At 50.0% G+C, this 21336-nt stretch carries 15 protein-coding genes; 1 reads left to right on the top strand and 14 read right to left on the bottom strand.

The features are described 5' to 3' along the window. Positions 1–14: 14 nt before the first annotated feature. The 8 genes from CWC46_RS07280 to rlmD form a co-directional block, all read right to left on the bottom strand. Positions 15–1322 carry a TRAP transporter large permease gene (locus CWC46_RS07280; protein WP_021017530.1) on the bottom strand — a complete coding sequence of 436 codons (1308 nt, stop codon included), beginning with the start codon at positions 1320–1322 and terminating at the stop codon, positions 15–17. Continuing rightward, on the bottom strand, positions 1315–1845 hold the full coding sequence (locus CWC46_RS07275; protein WP_021017531.1) for a TRAP transporter small permease: 531 nt from the start codon (positions 1843–1845) through the stop codon (positions 1315–1317). The genes CWC46_RS07280 and CWC46_RS07275 overlap by 8 nt, the downstream gene beginning before the upstream one ends. A 57-nt stretch (positions 1846–1902) precedes the next feature. Continuing rightward, the gene (locus CWC46_RS07270; RefSeq protein ID WP_021017532.1) at positions 1903–2895 is read right to left on the bottom strand and encodes a TRAP transporter substrate-binding protein; all 993 of its coding nucleotides are present in this window, start codon (positions 2893–2895) and stop codon (positions 1903–1905) included. A 485-nt stretch (positions 2896–3380) separates the two neighbouring features. Next, positions 3381–4682 carry a phosphopyruvate hydratase gene (eno, locus tag CWC46_RS07265; protein ID WP_021017533.1) on the bottom strand — a complete coding sequence of 434 codons (1302 nt, stop codon included), beginning with the start codon at positions 4680–4682 and terminating at the stop codon, positions 3381–3383. A gap of 80 nt (positions 4683–4762) precedes the next feature. After that, positions 4763–6400: a glutamine hydrolyzing CTP synthase gene (pyrG, locus tag CWC46_RS07260; RefSeq protein WP_021017534.1), complete on the bottom strand. Its 1638-nt coding sequence runs from the start codon at positions 6398–6400 to the stop codon at positions 4763–4765. Positions 6401–6627: 227 nt separating this feature from the next. After that, positions 6628–7422, bottom strand: coding sequence for a nucleoside triphosphate pyrophosphohydrolase (gene mazG, locus CWC46_RS07255; protein ID WP_021017535.1), 795 nt, complete (start codon positions 7420–7422; stop codon positions 6628–6630). Between the two features lie 209 nt (positions 7423–7631). Beyond that, positions 7632–9866, bottom strand: a complete 2235-nt coding sequence (gene relA, locus CWC46_RS07250) for a GTP diphosphokinase (RefSeq protein WP_021017536.1) — start codon at positions 9864–9866, stop codon at positions 7632–7634. 14 nt (positions 9867–9880) lie between these two features. Then, positions 9881–11209: a 23S rRNA (uracil(1939)-C(5))-methyltransferase RlmD gene (gene rlmD / locus CWC46_RS07245; protein ID WP_021017537.1), complete on the bottom strand. Its 1329-nt coding sequence runs from the start codon at positions 11207–11209 to the stop codon at positions 9881–9883. A gap of 59 nt (positions 11210–11268) precedes the next feature. Between rlmD and barA the strand changes: the two genes are divergently transcribed. After that, positions 11269–14031, top strand: a complete 2763-nt coding sequence (gene barA / locus CWC46_RS07240) for a two-component sensor histidine kinase BarA (RefSeq protein WP_021017538.1) — start codon at positions 11269–11271, stop codon at positions 14029–14031. 49 nt (positions 14032–14080) lie between these two features. Here barA and CWC46_RS07235 read toward each other — a convergent pair whose 3' ends face one another. The 6 genes from CWC46_RS07235 to CWC46_RS07210 all read right to left on the bottom strand — a co-directional run bounded on the left by CWC46_RS07235 (position 14081) and on the right by CWC46_RS07210 (position 21318). Further along, entirely contained in the window at positions 14081–15223 is a 1143-nt protein-coding gene (locus CWC46_RS07235) for a glycerate kinase (protein WP_021017539.1), read from the bottom strand. Between the two features lie 110 nt (positions 15224–15333). Continuing rightward, on the bottom strand, positions 15334–16218 hold the full coding sequence (garR, locus tag CWC46_RS07230) for a 2-hydroxy-3-oxopropionate reductase (protein WP_037382540.1): 885 nt from the start codon (positions 16216–16218) through the stop codon (positions 15334–15336). A 177-nt stretch (positions 16219–16395) separates the two neighbouring features. Further along, positions 16396–17166: a 2-dehydro-3-deoxyglucarate aldolase gene (gene garL / locus CWC46_RS07225; RefSeq protein WP_021017541.1), complete on the bottom strand. Its 771-nt coding sequence runs from the start codon at positions 17164–17166 to the stop codon at positions 16396–16398. 54 nt (positions 17167–17220) lie between these two features. Then, complete coding sequence (gene gudD / locus CWC46_RS07220; protein ID WP_021017542.1) at positions 17221–18561, bottom strand: glucarate dehydratase; 1341 nt, start codon at positions 18559–18561, stop codon at positions 17221–17223. 39 nt (positions 18562–18600) lie between these two features. Further along, positions 18601–19938 (bottom strand): enolase C-terminal domain-like protein, encoded by a 1338-nt coding sequence (locus CWC46_RS07215; protein WP_021017543.1) that lies wholly within the window; start codon positions 19936–19938, stop codon positions 18601–18603. Positions 19939–19965: 27 nt separating this feature from the next. After that, complete coding sequence (locus CWC46_RS07210) at positions 19966–21318, bottom strand: MFS transporter (RefSeq protein ID WP_021017544.1); 1353 nt, start codon at positions 21316–21318, stop codon at positions 19966–19968. Positions 21319–21336: the final 18 nt, after the last annotated feature.

The following is a 21336-nucleotide window of genomic DNA, read 5'->3' as shown; positions in this document are numbered from 1 at the left end:
TTCCTCGAATTCGATTACATCACACCAAGCATTTTTGGCAAAAATAGCGTTAATTCAGGTAAATAGGTGATAAGCATCAGCACAGCGATGATGGCAATGTAGAAAGGGATTAATGGCTTAATCAGATCTTCCACTTTGACTTGTCCGACACTGGCCCCAACATACAGTCCACTACCGACAGGCGGTGTGATAGTGCCAATCGCCAGGTTGTAAACCATCAGAATCCCAAAATGCACTGGATCGACGCCGATTCTCACCATTATTGGCAGCAGAATGGGAGTGAAAATCAAAATTGCCGGGCCAATATCCATAAACGCACCCACAACCAGCAGGAAGAGTGTCACTACCAGCAAGATTATTTTCGGGCTTTGTGAGATACCCAGGATCAGTTTGCTAAGGGCACCTGGAATGCCAGTCATCGACATGGCAAACGACATCGCGGAAGACGTTGCCAACAAGAACATGATGACGCCCGTCATAATAAAGGTCTGGATGAGGATCCTTGGGATATCCTTCCAGGACAGCGTTTTATACAAGAACAGTGTCAGATAGGCGGTATAGATTACGGCTACCGCAGAGGCTTCGATGGCAGTGAAGATGCCCTGGACGATACCACCGACAATAATGACCACCAGCAGCATACTCGGGAGCGCATCACGTGTAACTTTCCAGGCCATCCCCTTTTGCAGAGCAAAGAAGTTAGTATAGTTGTTACGCTTGGCAACGATATAAGCCACTACCATACAACTGATTCCCCATAAAACCCCTGCCACCAGCCCCCCCGCAAACAGTGCAGCGATAGAGGTTCCACCACTGGCCAGTGCATACAGGATGAAGGCGGTAGTGGGCGGAATCAGCATGCCCGTTGGTGCTGAAGCAATATTGACTGCGGAAGCAAAACTACGGCTGTATCCCTCTTTAGCACTCATCGGCACCAGTACACCGCCAATGGAGGTTGATGCCGCAATCGCTGAGCCGGAGACCGCACCAAACATCATATTCCCGGCGATATTAGTGTAAGAGAGTGAACCGGGAATGCGGCCAGTGAAGAGTTTTGCAAAATTCACCAAACGGGAGGCTATACCACCATTATTCATGATGACCCCGGACAGAATGAAAAACGGGACCGCCAGCAGTGCAAAACTGTCCAGGCTGGAAAACATTTTTTGCGCCGTGGTGAACATCGCGATATTAAACGGCAGCACCAACATGATAGTCGCGCCGGAAGCAATCACGATACACAAACCAATGGGGGCGCCCAAAGCCAGTAACAAGATAAAAATACCCACCAACATGCTGGCGGCGATAACAGGATCAATCATGATGGCCTCCCGCTAATGTATGACCTTGCTTCGGGTTCGATTTCTTATTGTGGTTCCGCGCCTCCCTGCTCATATCGACAATATTCAGCACGCAGTAAACAATGGTGAGGACACCTGAAAGCGGGAGGGAGTAATACACTTTACCCATCGAAATCTGCAAGACTGGAGAAATCTGCATCATGGCGTTCAGCGAAACATGCCAGCCGCCAATGATCAGGATGTAAATCGAAAATAGGATAAACACCACCTGAATAACCATGTTCCAGTAAGCGGTCAGGCGTGGCGGGCACTTATCCAGGAACAGCGTTAAACTAATGTGTTCACGTTTACCTGCAACATAGGCTAAACCAATGACGGACAGCCAAACCAGGGAGAAACGGAGAAATTCTTCTGAGAAAATGCTGGGTGCATTGAATATATAGCGACTGATAACCTGCCAGCAGGCAACCAAAACCATCACGATCAGTAAACTGCAACAGAAGACTTCTATGACTCTGTCCAGCCATTTTCTAATTATGTTCATAAAACCCTCAACATCATGCCAAATGGGAGAAAGGAAACCCTTTCTCCACAACAAAACCTATTGACTCACTTGGCTGATTTTTTGGTACAGCGCATAAACCTGTGGCTTGCTTTTCAGTTTTTCATAGATCGGCTGGACCGCCTTTTTAAACGGGGCATAGTCGATGTTGAAGAACTGCACACCAAACTGGGATTTGGCCAGATCACGGGTTTTATCCATCTCTTCCTTCCACGCTTTCTTCTCAACCTCAACCGATTCGTGAATCGATTCCTGTAACGCTTTCATTTGAGCCGGTGTTAACTTGGTTTTGGTCAAACTACTCATGATCACAATGTCAGGAATGCGGGTATGCATGTCGTAGGTGTAATACTTGGCCACTTCTCCGTGGCGGGCGATAGTGAGGGCAAATTCATTATTCTCCGCACCATCAATGATACCTTGCTGCAATGAGGTATAGACTTCTGCCTGACTCATGGCGATAGGGGAAGCGCCGAGCAGTTTCATTGTGTTGATGGACGTTTCACTCTGCATGACCCGAATCTTTTTCCCTTTCAGATCATCAATACTTTTGACCGGTCCTTTGCTCATATAGAAACTGCGCGCACCAGAGTCATACCACCCCATGCCAATGAAACCCTGTGTTTCAGTAGATTGATAAACCGGATCCATGATGTCGGGATCGTCCATCACCTTGTAAAATTCTTCTTGATTCTTAAATAGATAGGGTAAAGAGAACACCCCATAAAGCGGAGAGAAACTTTCCAATAAACCCGATGAAACCTTGGTCAGGTCAATCGCACCGACCTGCGTCATTTCAACCAGTTCACGCTCACCACCGAGCTGGCTGTCGGGGAAATACTGAATTTGCACCTCACCATGCGTTTTTTGTTCAACACTTTGACCGATGTATTGCAGCGCTTGTTTTACTGGTTCACTATTTTCCGCATAGGCCAGCTTAAGTACGGTTGCTGCGTAAACACCGTGACTGAGTGAGAAGAGTAAGGCCGCAGCAACCAACTTCATCGAGGTATTAATTTTACATATCTTCATCGCCATTCTTCTCCAATCGTTTTTTATGACGGTTTCAGGACAGACCAATATTTCGCTGTCATTGCCCTAACGTAGCACCCGACCATACTGAAGACCTTTGTGCTTTTGCCATGTCGGGCTATGCACTGGCAACCTGAAGAAGAACATCTTGATCGGGTTCAAAGTTTTTATAAAAAGCAATTTTAACAAAATAAAACCCACAGTTTGTTTATGACGATCACAGGAAATGAGGGGTTATTGCCACGCCACCACGAGAAAGACTTGTGGCATCAAGGCCGATAACGCAGGAGAGAAAAAGAGTTGCTCGTCAGTGCAGTTAGCGCACCGAGAAACATTGTGGCTTAGGAGATATCGTGGTCTGGAAAACAGAGAAGTGATGACAAAAAAAACCAGAGGTGCTTTGCACCTCTGGTTTTTCTGTTACGTAACGCAGAACGTTTTTACCGCATACTACCAGCAATACCGCTCCGCGGAAGACGCAATAATTACGCCTGGCCTTTCACTTCTTTCAGACCATTAAACGGTGCGCGGGCACCCAGTGCTTCTTCGATACGAATCAGCTGGTTGTATTTGGCAACACGGTCAGAACGGCTCATGGAACCGGTCTTGATCTGGCCAGCCGCCGTACCTACCGCCAGGTCGGCGATGGTAGCATCTTCAGTTTCGCCAGAACGGTGAGAAATGATAGCGGTGTAGCCAGCATCTTTCGCCATTTTGATAGCCGCCATGGTTTCGGTCAGAGAACCAATCTGATTGAATTTAATCAGGATGGAGTTGACGATACCTTTTTCGATGCCTTCCTTCAGGATCTTGGTATTGGTCACGAACAGATCGTCACCCACCAGCTGGATTTTGTCACCCAGCACTTTGGTCTGGTAAGCAAAACCATCCCAGTCGGACTCATCCAGACCATCTTCAATAGACACGATCGGGTATTCGTTGGTCAGGCCTTCCAGATAGTGAGTGAATTCCTGAGAAGTAAAGGTTTTACCTTCGCCTTTCAGCTCGTAGTTACCCGTTTCTTTGTTGTAGAATTCGGAAGCCGCGCAGTCCATGGCCAGCGTGATGTCTTTACCCAGCACGTAACCGGCTTTTTCTACCGCTTCTTTGATAGCAGCCAATGCAGCCGAGTTGGATTCCAGGTTTGGTGCATAACCACCTTCATCACCCACAGCGGTATTCATACCTTTAGCTTTCAGGACTTTTGCCAGGTTATGGAATACTTCAGAACCGATACGGATCGCTTCTTTCACGGTTTTCGCGCCAACCGGCTGAATCATGAACTCCTGGATATCAACGTTATTATCCGCGTGTTCGCCACCGTTGATGATGTTCATCATCGGCAATGGCATAGAAAATTTGCCTGGGGTACCGTTCAGTTCGGCAATATGTTCATACAGCGGCATACCTTTGGAAGCCGCCGCCGCTTTAGCGCTGGCCAGAGAAACCGCCAGTATGGCATTGGCACCAAAGTTGGATTTGTTTTCAGTGCCATCCAGATCGATCATGATCTTATCGATGTTAGCCTGGTCTTTGGCATCTTTTCCCAAGACAGCTTGAGCAAGCGGACCATTAACAGCAGCAACCGCTTTGGTAACACCTTTGCCCAGGAAACGGGATTTATCGCCATCACGCAGTTCCAGAGCTTCGCGGGAACCGGTAGAAGCACCTGACGGCGCCGCAGCCAGACCAACGAAACCACCTTCCAGGTGAACTTCAGCCTCAACAGTCGGATTTCCGCGTGAGTCGATGATTTCACGGCCAATGACTTTAACAATTTTGGACATTAGATTTTCCTCAGTACAAGTTAAACTAAAACCTCAGACAGACAACGCGCGATCACAGACTCGCGCATTGCTGACAAAATTCATTTCACCAAACGCTTCTGATACGCCCCTGCGGCTTTTACAAAGCCAGCAAACAAGGGGTGTCCATCACGGGGAGTTGACGTAAATTCCGGATGAAACTGACACGCGACAAACCACGGATGATCAGGAATTTCAATAATTTCCACCAGCTTGCGATCGGAGGAAAGACCGGCAACACGCAATCCCGCCGCTTCAAGCGGTTTCAACAACATATTGTTCACTTCATAACGGTGACGATGGCGTTCAATGATCGTCGGCTCACCATAAAGCTGGCGTACCAGGCTTCCTTCAGCCAGATGGCATTGCTGTCCGCCTACACGCATAGTACCGCCCAGATCGCTCTTCTCGCTGCGGACTTCGATGTTACCATCTTCGTCACGCCACTCGGTAATCAACGCGACAACCGGATACTTGCAGTCTGGTACAAACTCTGTTGAGTTTGCCCCATCCATACCGGCAACATTACGGGCAAATTCAATTAATGCGACCTGCAACCCCAGGCAAATGCCTAAATAGGGAATCTGATTTTCACGGGCATAACCTGCCGCCATGATTTTGCCTTCGATACCACGATAGCCAAAGCCACCCGGAATCAGAATCGCATCTAAACCTTTCAGCACGCCGACACCACGGGTTTCAACGTCCTGTGAATCAATAAGCTTGATATTCACCGTCAGGCGGTTCTTCAAACCACCATGTTTCAATGCTTCAATTACTGACTTATAGGCATCCGGTAGTTCAACATACTTACCGACCATACCAATCGTCACTTCGCCGCCAGGATTCGCTTCTGCATAAATGACCTGTTCCCATTCTGACAGATCAGCTTCCTCACAGTCCAAGCTGAATCGTTTACAAATATAATCGTCCAGGCCCTGTGATTTCAATAGCGCCGGGATTTTATAAATGGAATCAAGATCCTTCAGAGAGATAACCGCTTTTTCCGGTACGTTGCAGAACAACGCAATTTTTGCGCGCTCATTAGCCGGCACGGTACGATCAGAACGGCAAATCAGCACATCGGGCTGAATACCGATAGACAGCAGCTCTTTAACGGAATGTTGGGTAGGTTTGGTTTTCACTTCACCAGCCGCCGCCAGATAAGGCACTAGCGTCAGGTGCATAAACAGCGTGTGCTCACGCCCTACTTCCGCTGCCATCTGGCGAATAGCTTCCAGGAATGGCAGGGATTCGATGTCACCCACCGTACCGCCGATTTCCACCAGCACAACATCATGGCCTTCACCGCCTTCAATGATGCGCTCTTTAATCGCGTTAGTGATGTGAGGAATAACCTGAATGGTCGCCCCCAGATAGTCGCCTCGACGCTCTTTACGCAAAACATCGGAATAGATACGTCCGGTGGTGAAGTTGTTACGGCGCGTCATTTTAGTACGGATAAAGCGCTCATAATGACCCAGATCAAGATCGGTTTCTGCGCCATCTTCGGTAACAAACACTTCACCATGCTGCGTTGGACTCATCGTACCCGGATCCACATTGATATACGGGTCCAGTTTCATGATGGTAACGTTGAGGCCACGGGCTTCGAGAATAGCCGCGAGAGAGGCTGCGGCAATGCCTTTACCCAGAGAGGAAACGACCCCGCCGGTCACAAAAATATAATTAGTTGTCATGCTGAACCTGAGAGTTTAGGTTTAAGGACGATAGAAAGACCAAGACGGGAAAGTAGTATACCCGAACCTGATGAACGTCACAAATGTTCGTTTTGCCAATTGTGACGTAGCCATCTTCTTGGTGAACGGGCGCTAACTCCAAAAAGCAACCATAACAAGTTATTTAATAATCATGTAGATAGCGGAAAAAAGGTCCTTAAACAGGCATTATCTCAGAGGAAAAGGACTTACCTTTTTTTTTCAGTCTCTTTCACTTGCTGCCAGGCTACTTCCATTTCGTCCAGACTCGCGTCAGAGAGCGTTTTTCCTTTAGTACTAATGAGTTGTTCTACCTGACGGAAGCGTCGGCTGAATTTATGATTCGCCTTTTGCAGCGCAATTTCCGCTTTATGTCCGAGATGACGGGAAAAATTCACGGCAGCAAACAGCATATCGCCAATTTCTTCTTCCAGTTTATCTTCATCAATCACCGCCTGCTTTGCCTCAAACATGACTTCGTCTATTTCTTCATAGAGCTTGTCAAGTACGGGTCCCAGGCTGGTCCAGTCAAAACCGACAGCGGCACAGCGCTGCTGTATCTTTTGCGCTCTCATCAGTGCCGGAAACGATTCAGGGATGTCATCCAACTGCGAATGACGATCTTTTTCGGCACGTTCCTGCGACTTGGTCTGTTCCCAATTGGCCAGCACGGCCTTACTGTCTGGCAGACAAGCATCAGCAAAAATATGCGGGTGACGGCGTTCCAGCTTATCGCTAATGGCATCACACACGTCAGAAAAATCAAACAACCCTTGCTCTTGTGCCATCTGCGCGTAAAACACGACCTGAAATAACAGGTCGCCCAGTTCACTGCGCAAATCATCAAAATCTTTACGGCTGATGGCGTCCAAAACTTCGTACGTTTCTTCCAGCGTATAAGGAGCAATGGTGTCAAACGTCTGCTCACGATCCCAGGGGCAACCCTTTGCGGGATCGCGCAGTTTTTTCATGATGTCAAGCAGACGTTCTGTGGATGAAGGCATTGTTCTGTCCTGATTTTTCCGATGAGTTTTTCCGATGAGAAGGAAAGCAGAGTTGATAAGCGTCGAGAGTATGATGGCAAATCGACATGCTTAACCCCGACCAGTCCCCCTTTTCAGGAGAGAGAAGGCAAAAATACCCTCTCCTGAAAAGAAAAGGACGGGAAGGTGTCATGCACAAAGTCCGACAAACATTCGTGGCTGGATTCACCTCAGGCTCCTTGCTGACGACGGGCGTCAATAACGTCTGGTAGCTGATTCAGCTTCGCCAATACGCGCCCCAGCACCTGAAGGTTGTAGATTTCTATCTCCATATCAATAGTGGCGACCTGCTGCTTCACATCACTACGACTGGAAACCCCAAGCACATTAACCTTTTCGTTGGCCAGGATAGTGGTGATATCACGCAGTAATCCGCTACGATCATTAGCAGTAACGCGTACCACTAATGAATAACCGCTGGAATAACTTTCTCCCCACACGGCTTCCACAATTCGTTCCGGCGCATGGACACGCAGATCATCCAGTTGCTCACAATCCGCCCGATGAATGGAAATCCCCCGCCCGCGGGTAATGAACCCCACAATATCATCGCCGGGTATCGGCTGGCAGCAACGAGCAATATGGTGCATCAGGTTACCAACCCCTTCCACCACCACTCGTCCATTATCTTTGTTATTGCGCTGGATGGATGGCTGTGGCTTTTGTGTCAACTGACGCAACGCCTCGCGATCCTGCTCTTCCGCACTGGGCTGATTCACCTTGGATTGCAGGAAATTTACCATCTGGTTGAGACGGATATCCCCACCGCCAATGCCCGCCAGCAACTCATCCATGGAATTAATGTTATAGCGGGGCAGCAACAGCTTCTCCGCCATCTTCAGACTGATGTTCAGATTACCCAGCTCGTCATCCAGGATTTGTTTGCCCGCCAGAATATTCTTATCGCGATCCTGTTTACGGAACCAGTTATGAATTTTGGAACGACCACGACTGGTGGTGACATAACCCAGATTAGGATTCAGCCAGTCACGGCTGGGATTAGGCTGTTTTTGGGTAATGACTTCGATCTGGTCACCCATCTGTAACTGGTAGGTAAACGGCACAATACGTCCGCCGACCTTGGCGCCAATGCAACGGTGACCAATGTCGCTGTGAATATGGTAGGCAAAATCCAGCGGGGTTGAGCCGATAGGCAGATCCATTACGTCCCCTTTCGGGGTAAACACATAAACCCGATCGTCAAACACCTGACTACGAACTTCGTCCAGCATTTCATCCGAATCAGCCATTTCTTCCTGCCAGGCCAGCAGTTTGCGTAACCAGGCAATACGGCCTTCATAGCCGGCACGACCGACGACCGAAGCACCTTCTTTATACTTCCAGTGCGCCGCCACGCCCAGTTCGGCATCTTCGTGCATCTGCCGGGTACGAATCTGTATTTCCAGCGTTTTACCGCCAGGCCCCAACACCACAGTATGAATAGATTGATAACCATTCGGTTTCGGGTTGGCTACATAGTCATCAAATTCATCCGGCAGATGGCGATAGTGAGTGTGAACAATCCCCAACGCCGCATAACAATCCTGCAAACGCTCAACCACGATACGCACGGCGCGGACATCAAACAGCTCATCGAACGACAGCGATTTCTTTTGCATCTTGCGCCAGATACTGTAGATATGCTTGGGACGGCCATATATGTCAGCCTTCACATCTTCCTTCGCCATTTCTGCACGCAATGTTTTAACGAAATCATCAATGTACTGTTCACGGTCAATACGCCGCTCATGTAACAGCTTGGCAATCCGTTTGTATTCATCCGGATGCAGGTAACGGAAACAGAAATCTTCCAATTCCCATTTAAGTTGACCAATACCCAGCCGGTTCGCGAGTGGCGCATAGATATTGGTACACTCTTTGGCGGCCAGTACTCTCTCTTCTTCTGGCGCATCTTTCACTTCACGCAGATGTGCGATCCGCTCTGCCAGCTTGATCACGACGCAACGGAAATCCTCCACCATGGCCAGCAACATACGGCGGATATTATCCACCTGCTCTGAGGCCATCGAATCATTCTGCGTGGCTTTCAGTTGGCGGATAGCATCCATATCACGCACGCCATGCACCAGATTGACAATATTCGCACCGAATTCTTCTCTGAGTACTTCTTCATCCACCACGTTGGCATTGGCCAACGGAAACAGCATGGCGGCGCGCATACTGTCATTATCCATACTCAATGTAGACAGGATTTCGACCATCTCGATACCACGCCACAGCAGCAGCATAGCATCCGGATGATTCTGAGTTCGTTGTTCGCAATAGCGCCAGGTTTCGGCTAAACGGTCACACGATTGCTTGCTGGCAATCCCTAACGACGCAATCCATGCATCCGGTACAAATTCGCCCGCCGTATTCAAATGCGCACTTCTTACCGCAACCATAATTTCTCCCTACTTTACCGAGCCACCGGAACCAAGCAAAAAAGTGCCATTGATTCAAGATGCCCGGTATGTGGAAACATATCCAGCATCGCGATACGCGCCAGCTGGTAACCCGCCGTCAGCAGGACTTTACTGTCCCGTGCCAGCGTGGTCGGATTACAGGATATATAAACTACATGTTTGGGGCTCAGTTTCACAATCTGTGGCATCACGCCGGGAGCACCCGCACGTGCCGGATCAAGTAACACTTTATCAAATCCTTGGGACGCCCACGGCTGCCGGGTCACATCATCTTCAAGATTTTGGTGAAAAAATGTAACATTGGATAAACCATTACTGTAGGCATTCTCCTTGCCCTTTACCACGAGGGCAGCCACACCTTCCACGCCGACGACCGCTGCCGCACGCTGTGCCAGCGGTAGCGTAAAATTCCCCATGCCGCAAAACAGATCCAGCACCCGATCTTGCGGCTGGACATCCAGCCAATCCAGCGCCTGCGCGACCATTTTCTGGTTAATATCATCATTAACCTGAATAAAATCACGCGGACTGAATGCCAGAGATAGTGAATCAACCTGATAATGCGGCTCAGAACCGTGCAGGCATTCCAACGTGTCGGCATCAGAGGCCAGAAACAAAGAGACAGCCTGTTGCCGGGCAAATCCAGACAATACCTGCCGGTCAGTCTGACTGAGCACATCGAGATGACGCAGAACAACCAGCGGTCCCTGTTCTGCCAGTACCAGTTCCACATGCCCCAGCCGTTTCACCGCTTGTAAACTGCTCAGGCAATCACGCAGCGGCACCAACAATGTCTCCAGTTCATGGCACAATATCGGGCAGACTTGAATATCTACCAGATCGTGTGAGCCAGCCTGCCGATATCCCATCAGCAAACGCTGCTGTTTCGCCAGATAGTATAATGCAAGTCGGGCACGCCGCCGGTACCCATAGGCCGATCCGGCGATCAACGTCGCCTCCGGTATCGGGGCACCGGTTTCCCGGGCCATCATTCGCGTCAAAGCCGCCGTTTTACTGCGATGCTGAAGCGGCTGACTAGCGTGCTGCTGCTGACAGCCTCCGCACACCATAAAGTGTGGACAGCACGGCTCGACACGCTCTTCGCTGCGACTGAGCAACCGTTTGAGTCGGGCATGCGCAAACTGACGTTTTTCGTCAGTAATTTGTATCTCGGCCTGCTCTCCCGGTAATACACCGGCAATAAAAACCGTTTTACCTTGATGGCGGGCGACACCCTGGCCAAAAGGATCGAGATCATTTACCGTCACAGTTATGATTTGCCGGGTCGTCACACGCCGGTTTGGAGAGTAGAATTGCGCCATAATTTGCTGTCATTGTTTTAACGGAATATTCGGCTTTAATTCTCCCACATTGGAACCACATGACCAAATACAGTCTGCGTGCGCGCATGATGATACTGATTCTGGCTCCGACGCTGATGATCGGATTACTGCTCAGTACCTTTTTTGTCATCCACCGCTACAACCAATTGCAGAACCAGTTGGCAGATACCGGTACCAGTATCATTGAACCACTGGCAGCAAACAGCGCTTACGCCATTGCAATGCACCAGCCAGACTCATTACGCCGATTGGTTAATATGTTGCACCGCCAACATTCCGACATCATCCGTGCTATCAGTATTTTCGACGCACAAAATCAACTGATTATCACCTCCAGCGTTCGTGACGACTCAACGATACTTCAATTGTCAAAAGGCGAGCCTATTCCTGGCTCACTCTATATGGAACGCCATGATGATCACCTGATTTTACGCACGCCGATCTTTACAGATGGTGAATTTACGCCGACCGCTTCCCAAGCGATGCCAAGCCCTATCCCCTCCGGGTATGTCGCTATCGAGCTGAGTTTAAACACGATTGAATTGCAGCAATACCGGGAGATGTCCATGGCGGCACTGTTACTGCTGCTGTGCATGGGTATTGCCGTATTGTTCGCCTACCGGCTAATGCGTGATGTCACCGCGCCTATCAGTAATATGGTGGAAACGGTTGATCGCATCCGGCGCGGTCAGTTGGACAGCCGAGTAGAAGGGAAAATGCTCGGCGAACTGGATATGTTGAAAAACGGCATCAACTCTATGGCGATGTCGCTAACGGCTTATCACGAAGAGATGCAGCAAAATATCGATCAGGCAACTTACGATCTGCGTGAAACGCTGGAGCAGATGGAAATACAGAACGTAGAGCTGGATTTGGCCAAAAAACGCGCTCAGGAAGCCGCCCGGATTAAATCAGAATTTCTGGCCAACATGTCACATGAACTGCGCACACCACTTAATGGCGTGATCGGATTTACCCGCCAAACACTGAAAACCCAGCTTACCGCTACGCAAAAAGATTATCTGCAAACCATTGAACGTTCTGCCAATAACCTGTTAAACATCATCAATGACGTGCTGGATTTCTCCAAGCTGGAAGCTGGCAAGCTGGTACTGGAGAACATTCCCTTCTCCTTGCATAACACGCTGGATGAAGTGGTGATGCTGCTAGCACATACCGCGCATGAAAAGGGTCTGGAGCTGACGCTAAATATTCAGAACGATGTCCCGGAACAGTTCATCGGCGATCCGCTGAGGTTGCAGCAAATCATCACTAATCTGCTTGGTAATGCCATCAAGTTTACTGAACAGGGCAACATTGATATTCGGGTCGAAAAACGTAGGCAGGAACATCAGCAGGTACAACTGGAAATCCAGCTTAAAGATACCGGTATCGGTATCGCTGAAATCCAGCAAGCTCAGCTTTTTCAGGCGTTTCGTCAGGCGGATACCAGTATTTCCCGCCGTCATGGCGGTACCGGCCTGGGTCTGGTTATTACTCAACGACTGGTGCGTGAAATGGGGGGCGATATCAGTTTCCACAGCAAATTAAATCAAGGATCTACCTTTTGGTTCACCATCAACCTGCTGCTTAATCCACATACCATTTCGATTAATAATAACTTTGATATGCTGGAAGGCCGGCATCTGGCCTATGTAGAAGCCAACCCGGCGGCGGCTCAGTCCACGCTGGATATTCTGGCCGATACCCCATTGATAGTGAGTTACAGCCCGACACTGGAACAGCTCCCCAATCACACTTTTGATATTCTGCTGATTGGTGTTCCTGTTAACAGCCACCAAGCCTTGCTTGATTTTACGCCTACGATTCGGGATATCTGCCGTCTGGCGCCAGTGGCTATTCTGGCACTTCCCAGCCTGGCGCAAATTGATGAAGAGCAATTGAAATCTTTTGGCATTCATACCCTCCTGAGCAAACCGATTACCGTTCCCCGACTGCGATCATTGTTACAGGATAGTTCGCTGCTTCAACAGACATTACCGGTAGTCTCCACACCTCAGATTAAAAAAATGCCGCTATCACGACTGCCATTAAGTGTCATGGCCGTAGACGATAATCCTGCTAATTTAAAACTGATTGGTGCATTACTGGATGAGCAAGTGGAAAACATCATTCTGTGTGGAAGCGGTACCGAAGCCGTGGCCAAAGCCCGGGAAAATACACTCAATGTTATTTTGATGGATATCCAGATGCCAGGTATGGACGGCATCCACGCCAGCGAATTAATCCGACAATTACCTTACCATCACCATACGCCGATTATCGCTGTTACGGCTCATGCCATCAGTGGAGAACGCGAATCACTGCTTCAGGCCGGAATAGACGATTATCTGGCCAAGCCGATAGACGAACAGATGTTGCAGAATGTCTTGTTACGTCATGTACATAATCATGAAAATACCGTGCCACCCGCTACCGAAAACCGCCTTATTACCAGTTCCCTTGACTGGGAACTGGCGAAAAGACAAGCGGCCAATAAACCTGAATTGGCACGGGATCTACTCATCATGTTGCTGGATTTTTTACCCCAGGTTCGCCAACAGGTAGAAACCATGCTCAATGGACATAAGGTGGATCATATTGTGGATCTGGTCCACAAACTGCATGGCAGTTGCAGTTATAGCGGCGTTCCCCGGCTGAAACAGATCTGCCATTGCCTGGAACAGCAACTACGTGAAGGTGCTGATATCTTAGAATTGGAACCGGAATGGCTGGAACTGCTGGATGAAATAACCAATGTGGATATAGCGGCCAGGCGGCATCTGACAAAAATCAACTGAAACCAATAGGCAGGCGTAGCAGCAGCAACGCCTGCAATGTTGAGACAAGTCAAACGAGTTTCTGGGCCAGTTTAATCGTCGCCGCGATATTACGCGCCGTCATACGTACATTAGCGGCGGCGTTATCCAACGCTTCCTCCAATGAACAGATATTGTGCAGTATGCTAAATACCGCATCCAGACCATGATCATGCACAACACCGACATCCTCGGTCAGACTTCCTGCAATACCAATGACCGGTTTGTTATAACGTTTGGCTACCCGCGCCACGCCTATTGGCACTTTACCGTGAATGGTCTGGCTGTCGATACGGCCTTCACCGGTAATCACCAGTGACGCATCACGGACCAACGCCTCCAGCCCCAAGGCTTCAGTAACAATTTCAATCCCCTGGCGCAGTTCCGCACCGCAAAACGCCTGCAATGCAGCACCCATGCCACCGGCGGCACCCGCACCCGACACTTGTTCGACATCGATATCCAGATCGTGACGGATAACTGCAGCATAATGTTTCAGCGCGCTATCCAACTGTAAGATCATCGCTTGCGTCGCCCCTTTTTGTGGACCAAAAACAGCCGAGGCGCCATTTTCACCCGTCAACGGATTGGTGACATCGCACGCCACCTCAAAACGACAGAACTTAATCCGCTTATCCAGTTCACTGATATCAATCTGAGCCAACGTCTCCAGTTCACCACCGCCAAAACCAATAGAGGCGCCCTGCGCATCCAGCAATTTTGCGCCCAACGCCTGAACCATCCCGGCACCACCGTCGTTGGTCGCACTACCACCAATACCGATAATGCAATGTTTCACACCATGATCCAGTGCACTGCGGATCAATTCACCAGTACCGTAACTGGTGGTTAACAATGGGTTCCGCAATTGAGATGGCACTCGTTCCAGACCACTAGCCGCCGCCATTTCAATGAACGCTGTTTGTTCATCACCAGACAATCCAAAAAAAGCGTCAATATTATCGCCTAACGGACCAGTTACATTCACATGCACAATTTTACCATTGGTCGCCGCCACCATGGCTTCCACGGTACCCTCACCACCATCCGCGACCGGCAACTTGATATAGCAGGCATCAGGAAACACCTCCCGAAACCCGGCTTCAATCTGTGCGGCAACCTCTTGTGCGGATAGGCTCTCTTTATAAGAATCCGGTGCGATAACTATTTTCATAAACAGTCCGATTTCATAAATACTCCGCGCGTTATTGACTAGACGCTTGCCGGAATGATTACCCGTTAACCGGGCTGGCTCCCATAGACGCAGGGCACCAGCCCTGCCAACTACCGAGTGACTTCAATTTTAGCCAGTTTCTCATAGTAGCAAGCCAACGCACTGTGATCTGACGTACCCAAACCGTCTGCTTTCAGTGCCTGCATCATCTCCATAACCGCCGCGGTCAACGGCAGTTGCGCCCCGATACTGTGAGAAGTATCCAGCGCGTTTGTCAGATCCTTAATATGCAGATCAATACGGAAACCGGGCTTGAAGTTACGATCCATCACCATCGGAGCCTTGGCATCCAGTACGGTACTGCCCGCAAGTCCGCCACGAATAGCCTGAAACACCAAATCCGGATTCACGCCTGCTTTGGTGGCCAGCACCAAAGCTTCCGACATCGCCGCGATGTTCAGTGCCACAATCACCTGATTTGCCAGTTTGGTCACGTTACCCGCGCCCACATCCCCCGTATGTACCACGGATCCGGCCATTGATTTCATGATGTCATAGCAGCGCGCAAAGATTGCTTTATCTCCGCCAACCATTACGGAAAGCGTGCCATCAATTGCTTTGGGCTCACCCCCGCTCACCGGGGCATCCAGCATATCCACCCCTTTCTCCGCCAGCGCGGAGGCAACTTCACGACTAACCAGTGGTGCAATAGAGCTCATATCGATGACCACGCTACCACTACGCGCACCTTCGATTACACCATTTTCACCCAATACCACCTCTTTCACATTCGGTGAATTCGGTAACATGGTGATGACGATATCACTCTGTTCTGCAACAGATTTAGGGGTTTCCGCCGCTACAGCGCCCGCCGCTACGATTTCGGCGACAGCATCGCTATTTCTATCCAGCACGACTAATGAGTAACCCGCTTTGATCAGGTTTTTACTCATCGGTTTCCCCATGATGCCCAGTCCAATAAAACCAATTTTCATCGCTATAACCCCATTGTCAGATGCATTTAGATACCTTGTGCTGCATTAATCCGGACAGCATGCCTTGCGATTCCCTCTCCCGCTCATTCACGGCGCCAACAACCTGATAGATAGATTAATTTTCGCTTTTCACGCAAAAATGACGCCATCAGATTATTCAGGGAACCTGTTGTTTGGTTACTGTTTGAATTTGTCACACAGTGCCTGTGTAGCGGCACGGAAAGCGCCTAGATCACTGCCGACCGCGACAAAGGTGGCCCCCCATTCCAGATAACGACGGGCATCCGCTTCCTGTGGAGCCAGAATGCCGCTGGGTTTACCATGAGCCGCCGCACGGTCAAAAATATGGCGGATAACTTTTTGCACGGCTGGATGATTTGGCTGCCCCAAATAGCCCAGCGCCGCAGAAAGATCTCCCGGGCCGACAAAAATACCGTCGACACCTTCTACCGCCGCAATCGCATCCAGGTTATCCACCCCATCCTGGCTTTCGATCTGAACCAACACCGTGATGTTGTCGTTAATCGTGGCGAAGTAATCAGGTTCTGTGCCATAGGCGTTACTACGATGGGCGACAGAAACCCCGCGGATCCCGGCAGGCGGATAGCGTGTTGATGCAACGGCACGCACAGCTTCTTCTTCAGTTTCTACAAACGGGATCAAAAAATTGTTAAACCCGATATCCAGCAAACGTTTGATAATCACCGGCTCATTGCAAGGTGGACGAACCACCGGCGCACTATGGCTGCCCTTCAGCGCCATCAATTGCGGAATAAACGTGTTGATATCGTTCGGTGCGTGTTCCCCATCCAGTACCAGCCAGTCAAATCCCGCCAACCCAAGTACTTCGGTGGAAATGGGGTTGCCAAGTGCACACCAGCAACCAATCTGTGTTGTTCCTTGCTGTAAGTCTTGACGAAAACGGTTAGGTAATAGTGGAGTTTTCATGTTTTGTCCTTACTCATTACCACGCCACCTCAGCCGAAGCGGCACGGTTTATCATTAGCGAACCAGACAAGGACGCTTGTTATCAAACGTCCAGTCAGGAATTAAATACTGCATACCGACGGCATCGTTGCGGGCACCCAACCCCATGTTTTTATACAATTCATGGGCTTTCATAACCTGAGCCATATCCAGCTCGATTCCCAAACCCGGTTTCTTCGGTACTTCAACCATCCCACCCATAATCTGCAACGGTTCCTTGGTCAGGCGCTGGTTACCTTCCTGCCAGATCCAGTGAGTATCAATAGCGGTGATTTTGCCCGGTGCTGCCGCCGCAACGTGGGTAAACATTGCCAACGAAATATCAAAATGATTATTGGAATGAGAACCCCAGGTCAGACCCCATTCATGACACATCTGTGCGACACGGACAGATCCCTGCATAGTCCAGAAGTGAGGATCCGCCAGTGGGATATCCACGGATTGCAGAGAAATGGCGTGCCCCATCTGACGCCAGTCAGTGGCGATCATATTGGTAGCCGTCGGCAACCCGGTAGCACGCCGGAACTCCGCCATCACTTCTCGACCGGAGAAGCCCTGCTCCGCCCCACACGGGTCTTCCGCATACGCCAGCACGCCACGTAATTGCTTGCCCAGGTGGATAGCCTCATTCAATGACCAGGCACCATTCGGATCCAGTGTGATACGCGCCTGCGGGAAACGTTTTGACAGCGCGGTTACCGCCTCCGCTTCTTCACTACCAGCCAGTACACCGCCTTTCAGTTTGAAGTCGTTGAAGCCATATTTTTCGTAAGCCGCCTCAGCCAGACGCACCACGGTTTCCGGCGTCAGCGCCTCTTCATGACGAAGACGATACCAATCGCATGTCTCATTTGGCTGGCTCTGATACGGCAAGTCAGTTTTGTTACGATCGCCGATATAGAACAGGTAACCTAGCATTTCTACCGCATCACGCTGCTGACCATCCCCTAGCAGTGAAGCTACCGATACGTTGAGAAACTGCCCCAGTAAATCCAGCATCGCGGCTTCAATACCGGTAACCACATGAATGGTGGTTCGCAAGTCGAAAGTTTGCGTACCACGACCAGAAGCATCACGATCTGCAAACTGATGACGAACCGCTGTCATTACGTTCTTGTATTCACCCAGCGTTTTACCGATCACCAGCGCGCTGGCATCATCCAGCGTCTGACGAATCTTCTCACCACCGGGCACTTCTCCCACACCGGTATGGCCAGCGTTATCTTTCAGAATGACAATGTTACGGGTGAAATAAGGGGCGTGCGCGCCACTCAAATTGAGCAACATGCTATCGTGCCCCGCTACCGGGATAACCTGCATACTGGCTATCACCGGTGTCATACTTTGCGAAGTCATGATTCTTTCCTTCTGCTTAATGTCGAAATTCAGTGAAAACTAGCGACCAAATACCGGGCGTTTACGGTCAAATTTCCAGCCGGGAACCAGGTATTGCATCGCCATCGCGTCATTGCGTGCGCCACTGGGCAGTTTTTTGTGCAATTCATGCGCTTTCATTACCTGCGTCATATCCAGCTCAATGCCTAATCCCGGTCGTTCCGGCACCTTGATTTTCCCGTTCACAATCTGTAGCGGCTCTTTGGTCAGATGCTGTCCTTCCTGCCAGATCCAATGGGTATCAATCGCGGTAGGATTACCCGGTGCCGCCGCCCCGACGTGAGTGAACATCGCCAGTGAAATATCGAAATGATTGTTGGAATGACAACCCCAGGTCAGCCCCCACTCATCACACAACTGGGCAACACGCACCGCACCGTGCATGGTCCAGAAATGCGGGTCCGCTAACGGGATATCCACTGCCTGTAACATCACTGCATGGTTCATTTCACGCCAGTTGGTGGCAATCATATTGGTGGCGACCGGCAATCCGGTCGCGCGGCGAAATTCCGCCATGACTTCACGACCGGAGAAACCCTGCTCTGCACCACAGGGATCTTCCGCGTAGGTCAATACTCCTTGCATGTCTTTGCACAGACGAATGGCTTCATCCAACAGCCAGGCACCGTTGGGATCGACCGTGATACGGGCATTTGGGAAGCGTTTTTTCAATGCGTTAACCGTATCAATTTCCTGTTCGCCCGGCAGAACACCTCCCTTGAGTTTGAAATCCTTGAATCCATAGCGATCCGCAGTTGCTTCAGCCAACCGAACCACCGCGTCGCTATTCATAGCCTGTTGGTGACGCAGGTGATACCACTCATGTTTGCCCGTTTCCCCCGGCTGATAAGGCAAGTCGGTTTTGGTGCGATCGCCAATATAGAACAGGTAACCCAGTACCGTGACCTCATCACGCTGTTGGCCCGGCCCCAGCAGTTCAGCCACCGGAACCCCAAGAAACTGCCCCATCAGATCCAACAAAGCGGCTTCCAGTGCCGCTACCGCGTTGACCCGCAGCTCAAATGTCCAGGCGCCGTTACCAAAGGAATCAAAATCAGATGACTGATTCCCCACATGCACGTCATGAACCAGCCGGTTCATCCGCGCTACCTGTGCACCGACAACCTGAGGGATAGCATCAATCAACGTTTTGTAAATCACTTCACCGCCGGGTGCTTCCCCTACACCAGTATGACCGGCGCTATCGGTAAGAATCACGATGTTACGGGTGAAATAAGCCCCGTGAGCACCCCCGATGTTTAACAACATGCTGTCATGACCAGCGACAGGAATGACCTTCATGTCAGTAATGACAGGCGTATCTTGTGTACTACGCATAACGTATTCCTTTAGTGAAAATAGGCATCAATTTGCTCGGTAAGGTTCCAGTTCGATACGTTTGATATCCTGAACGATGAACAGGAAGCTAAGAATCGCCACTAACGCATGGATACCGACGTAAACCAGACCGCCGCTAAATGACCCCGTTTCGCCGACGATATAACCAATCGCTATCGGGGTAACAATGCCGGAAATATTACCGAACATATTGAACAGTCCACCACTTAACCCGCTGATTTCTTTCGGCGCGGTATCAGCCATCACCGCCCAGCCCAGCGCACCGATGCCTTTACCGAAGAAGGCCATAGCCATTACGGCGATAACCACCCACTCGGTTGACACGTAATTACAAATCACCATCGACATGGAAAGCAGCATGCCCAGTACAATTGGGGTTTTGCGTGCAATATTCAGTGACTGGGTACGACGCATCAAAAAGTCAGAAATCACTCCGCCTAAGACCCCACCAGCAAAACCGCAAATAGCAGGCACAGAAGCAACGAACCCGGCTTTCAAAATCGACATTCCACGGGCCTGTACCAGATAAACCGGGAACCAGGTAATAAAAAAGTAGGTTAACGCATTGATACAGTATTGGCCGAGATACACACCAAGCATCATGCGAGACGTCAGCAATTGCTTAATCTGGTGCCACTTCTCACCCTTGACCGTTGCTTTCCTGGCCTTGGCCGCATCCATGTTGATCAACGCACCACCCGCTTCGATGTACTCAAGCTCGGCACTGTTGACACCTGGATGATCTTTCGGATCATGAATCACTTTCAACCATATAAAACTGATGATGATGCCCAGACCGCCCATGAACCAGAATACATGCGACCACCCCACAGCATGTGTCAACCAACCCATGATGGGAGCAAAAATCACGGTAGCGAAATACTGGGCCGAGTTGAAAATAGCCACAGCCGTACCACGTTCTTGTGACGGGAACCAGGCCGCGACGATACGGCTGTTACCGGGGAACGATGGCGCTTCACACAGCCCGACCATAAAGCGCAACATAAACAGCGAAACGACAATGGCAGAACCGTGGAAAAGATCGACGAATCCCTGTAAGAAGGTGAACACCGACCAGGTAAAAATACTGAAGAAATACACCCGCTTCGAACCAAAGCGGTCAAGCAACCAGCCTCCTGGTATTTGCCCGATCACATAGGCCCATGAAAATGCGGAAAAGATATACCCCAGGCCAACAGCATCCAGTCCTATATCTTTAGACATTGCGGAACCCGCAATGGAAATCGTGGCGCGGTCGCCATAGTTAAATGACGTGACAATAAACAACATCACGACAATCCAGTAGCGGGCGTTAGTTCTCTTTGGTATCGCGCCTACCGCTGAGCTTGCTGTATTCATAATGAACTCCTACTTAAA

The organism is Prodigiosinella confusarubida (genome assembly GCF_002847015.1).
Classification (GTDB): Bacteria; Pseudomonadota; Gammaproteobacteria; order Enterobacterales; family Enterobacteriaceae; genus Prodigiosinella; species Prodigiosinella aquatilis.
Note: the sequence above shows the minus strand (reverse complement) of the source record. Positions and strands in the feature narration are given on the sequence as shown.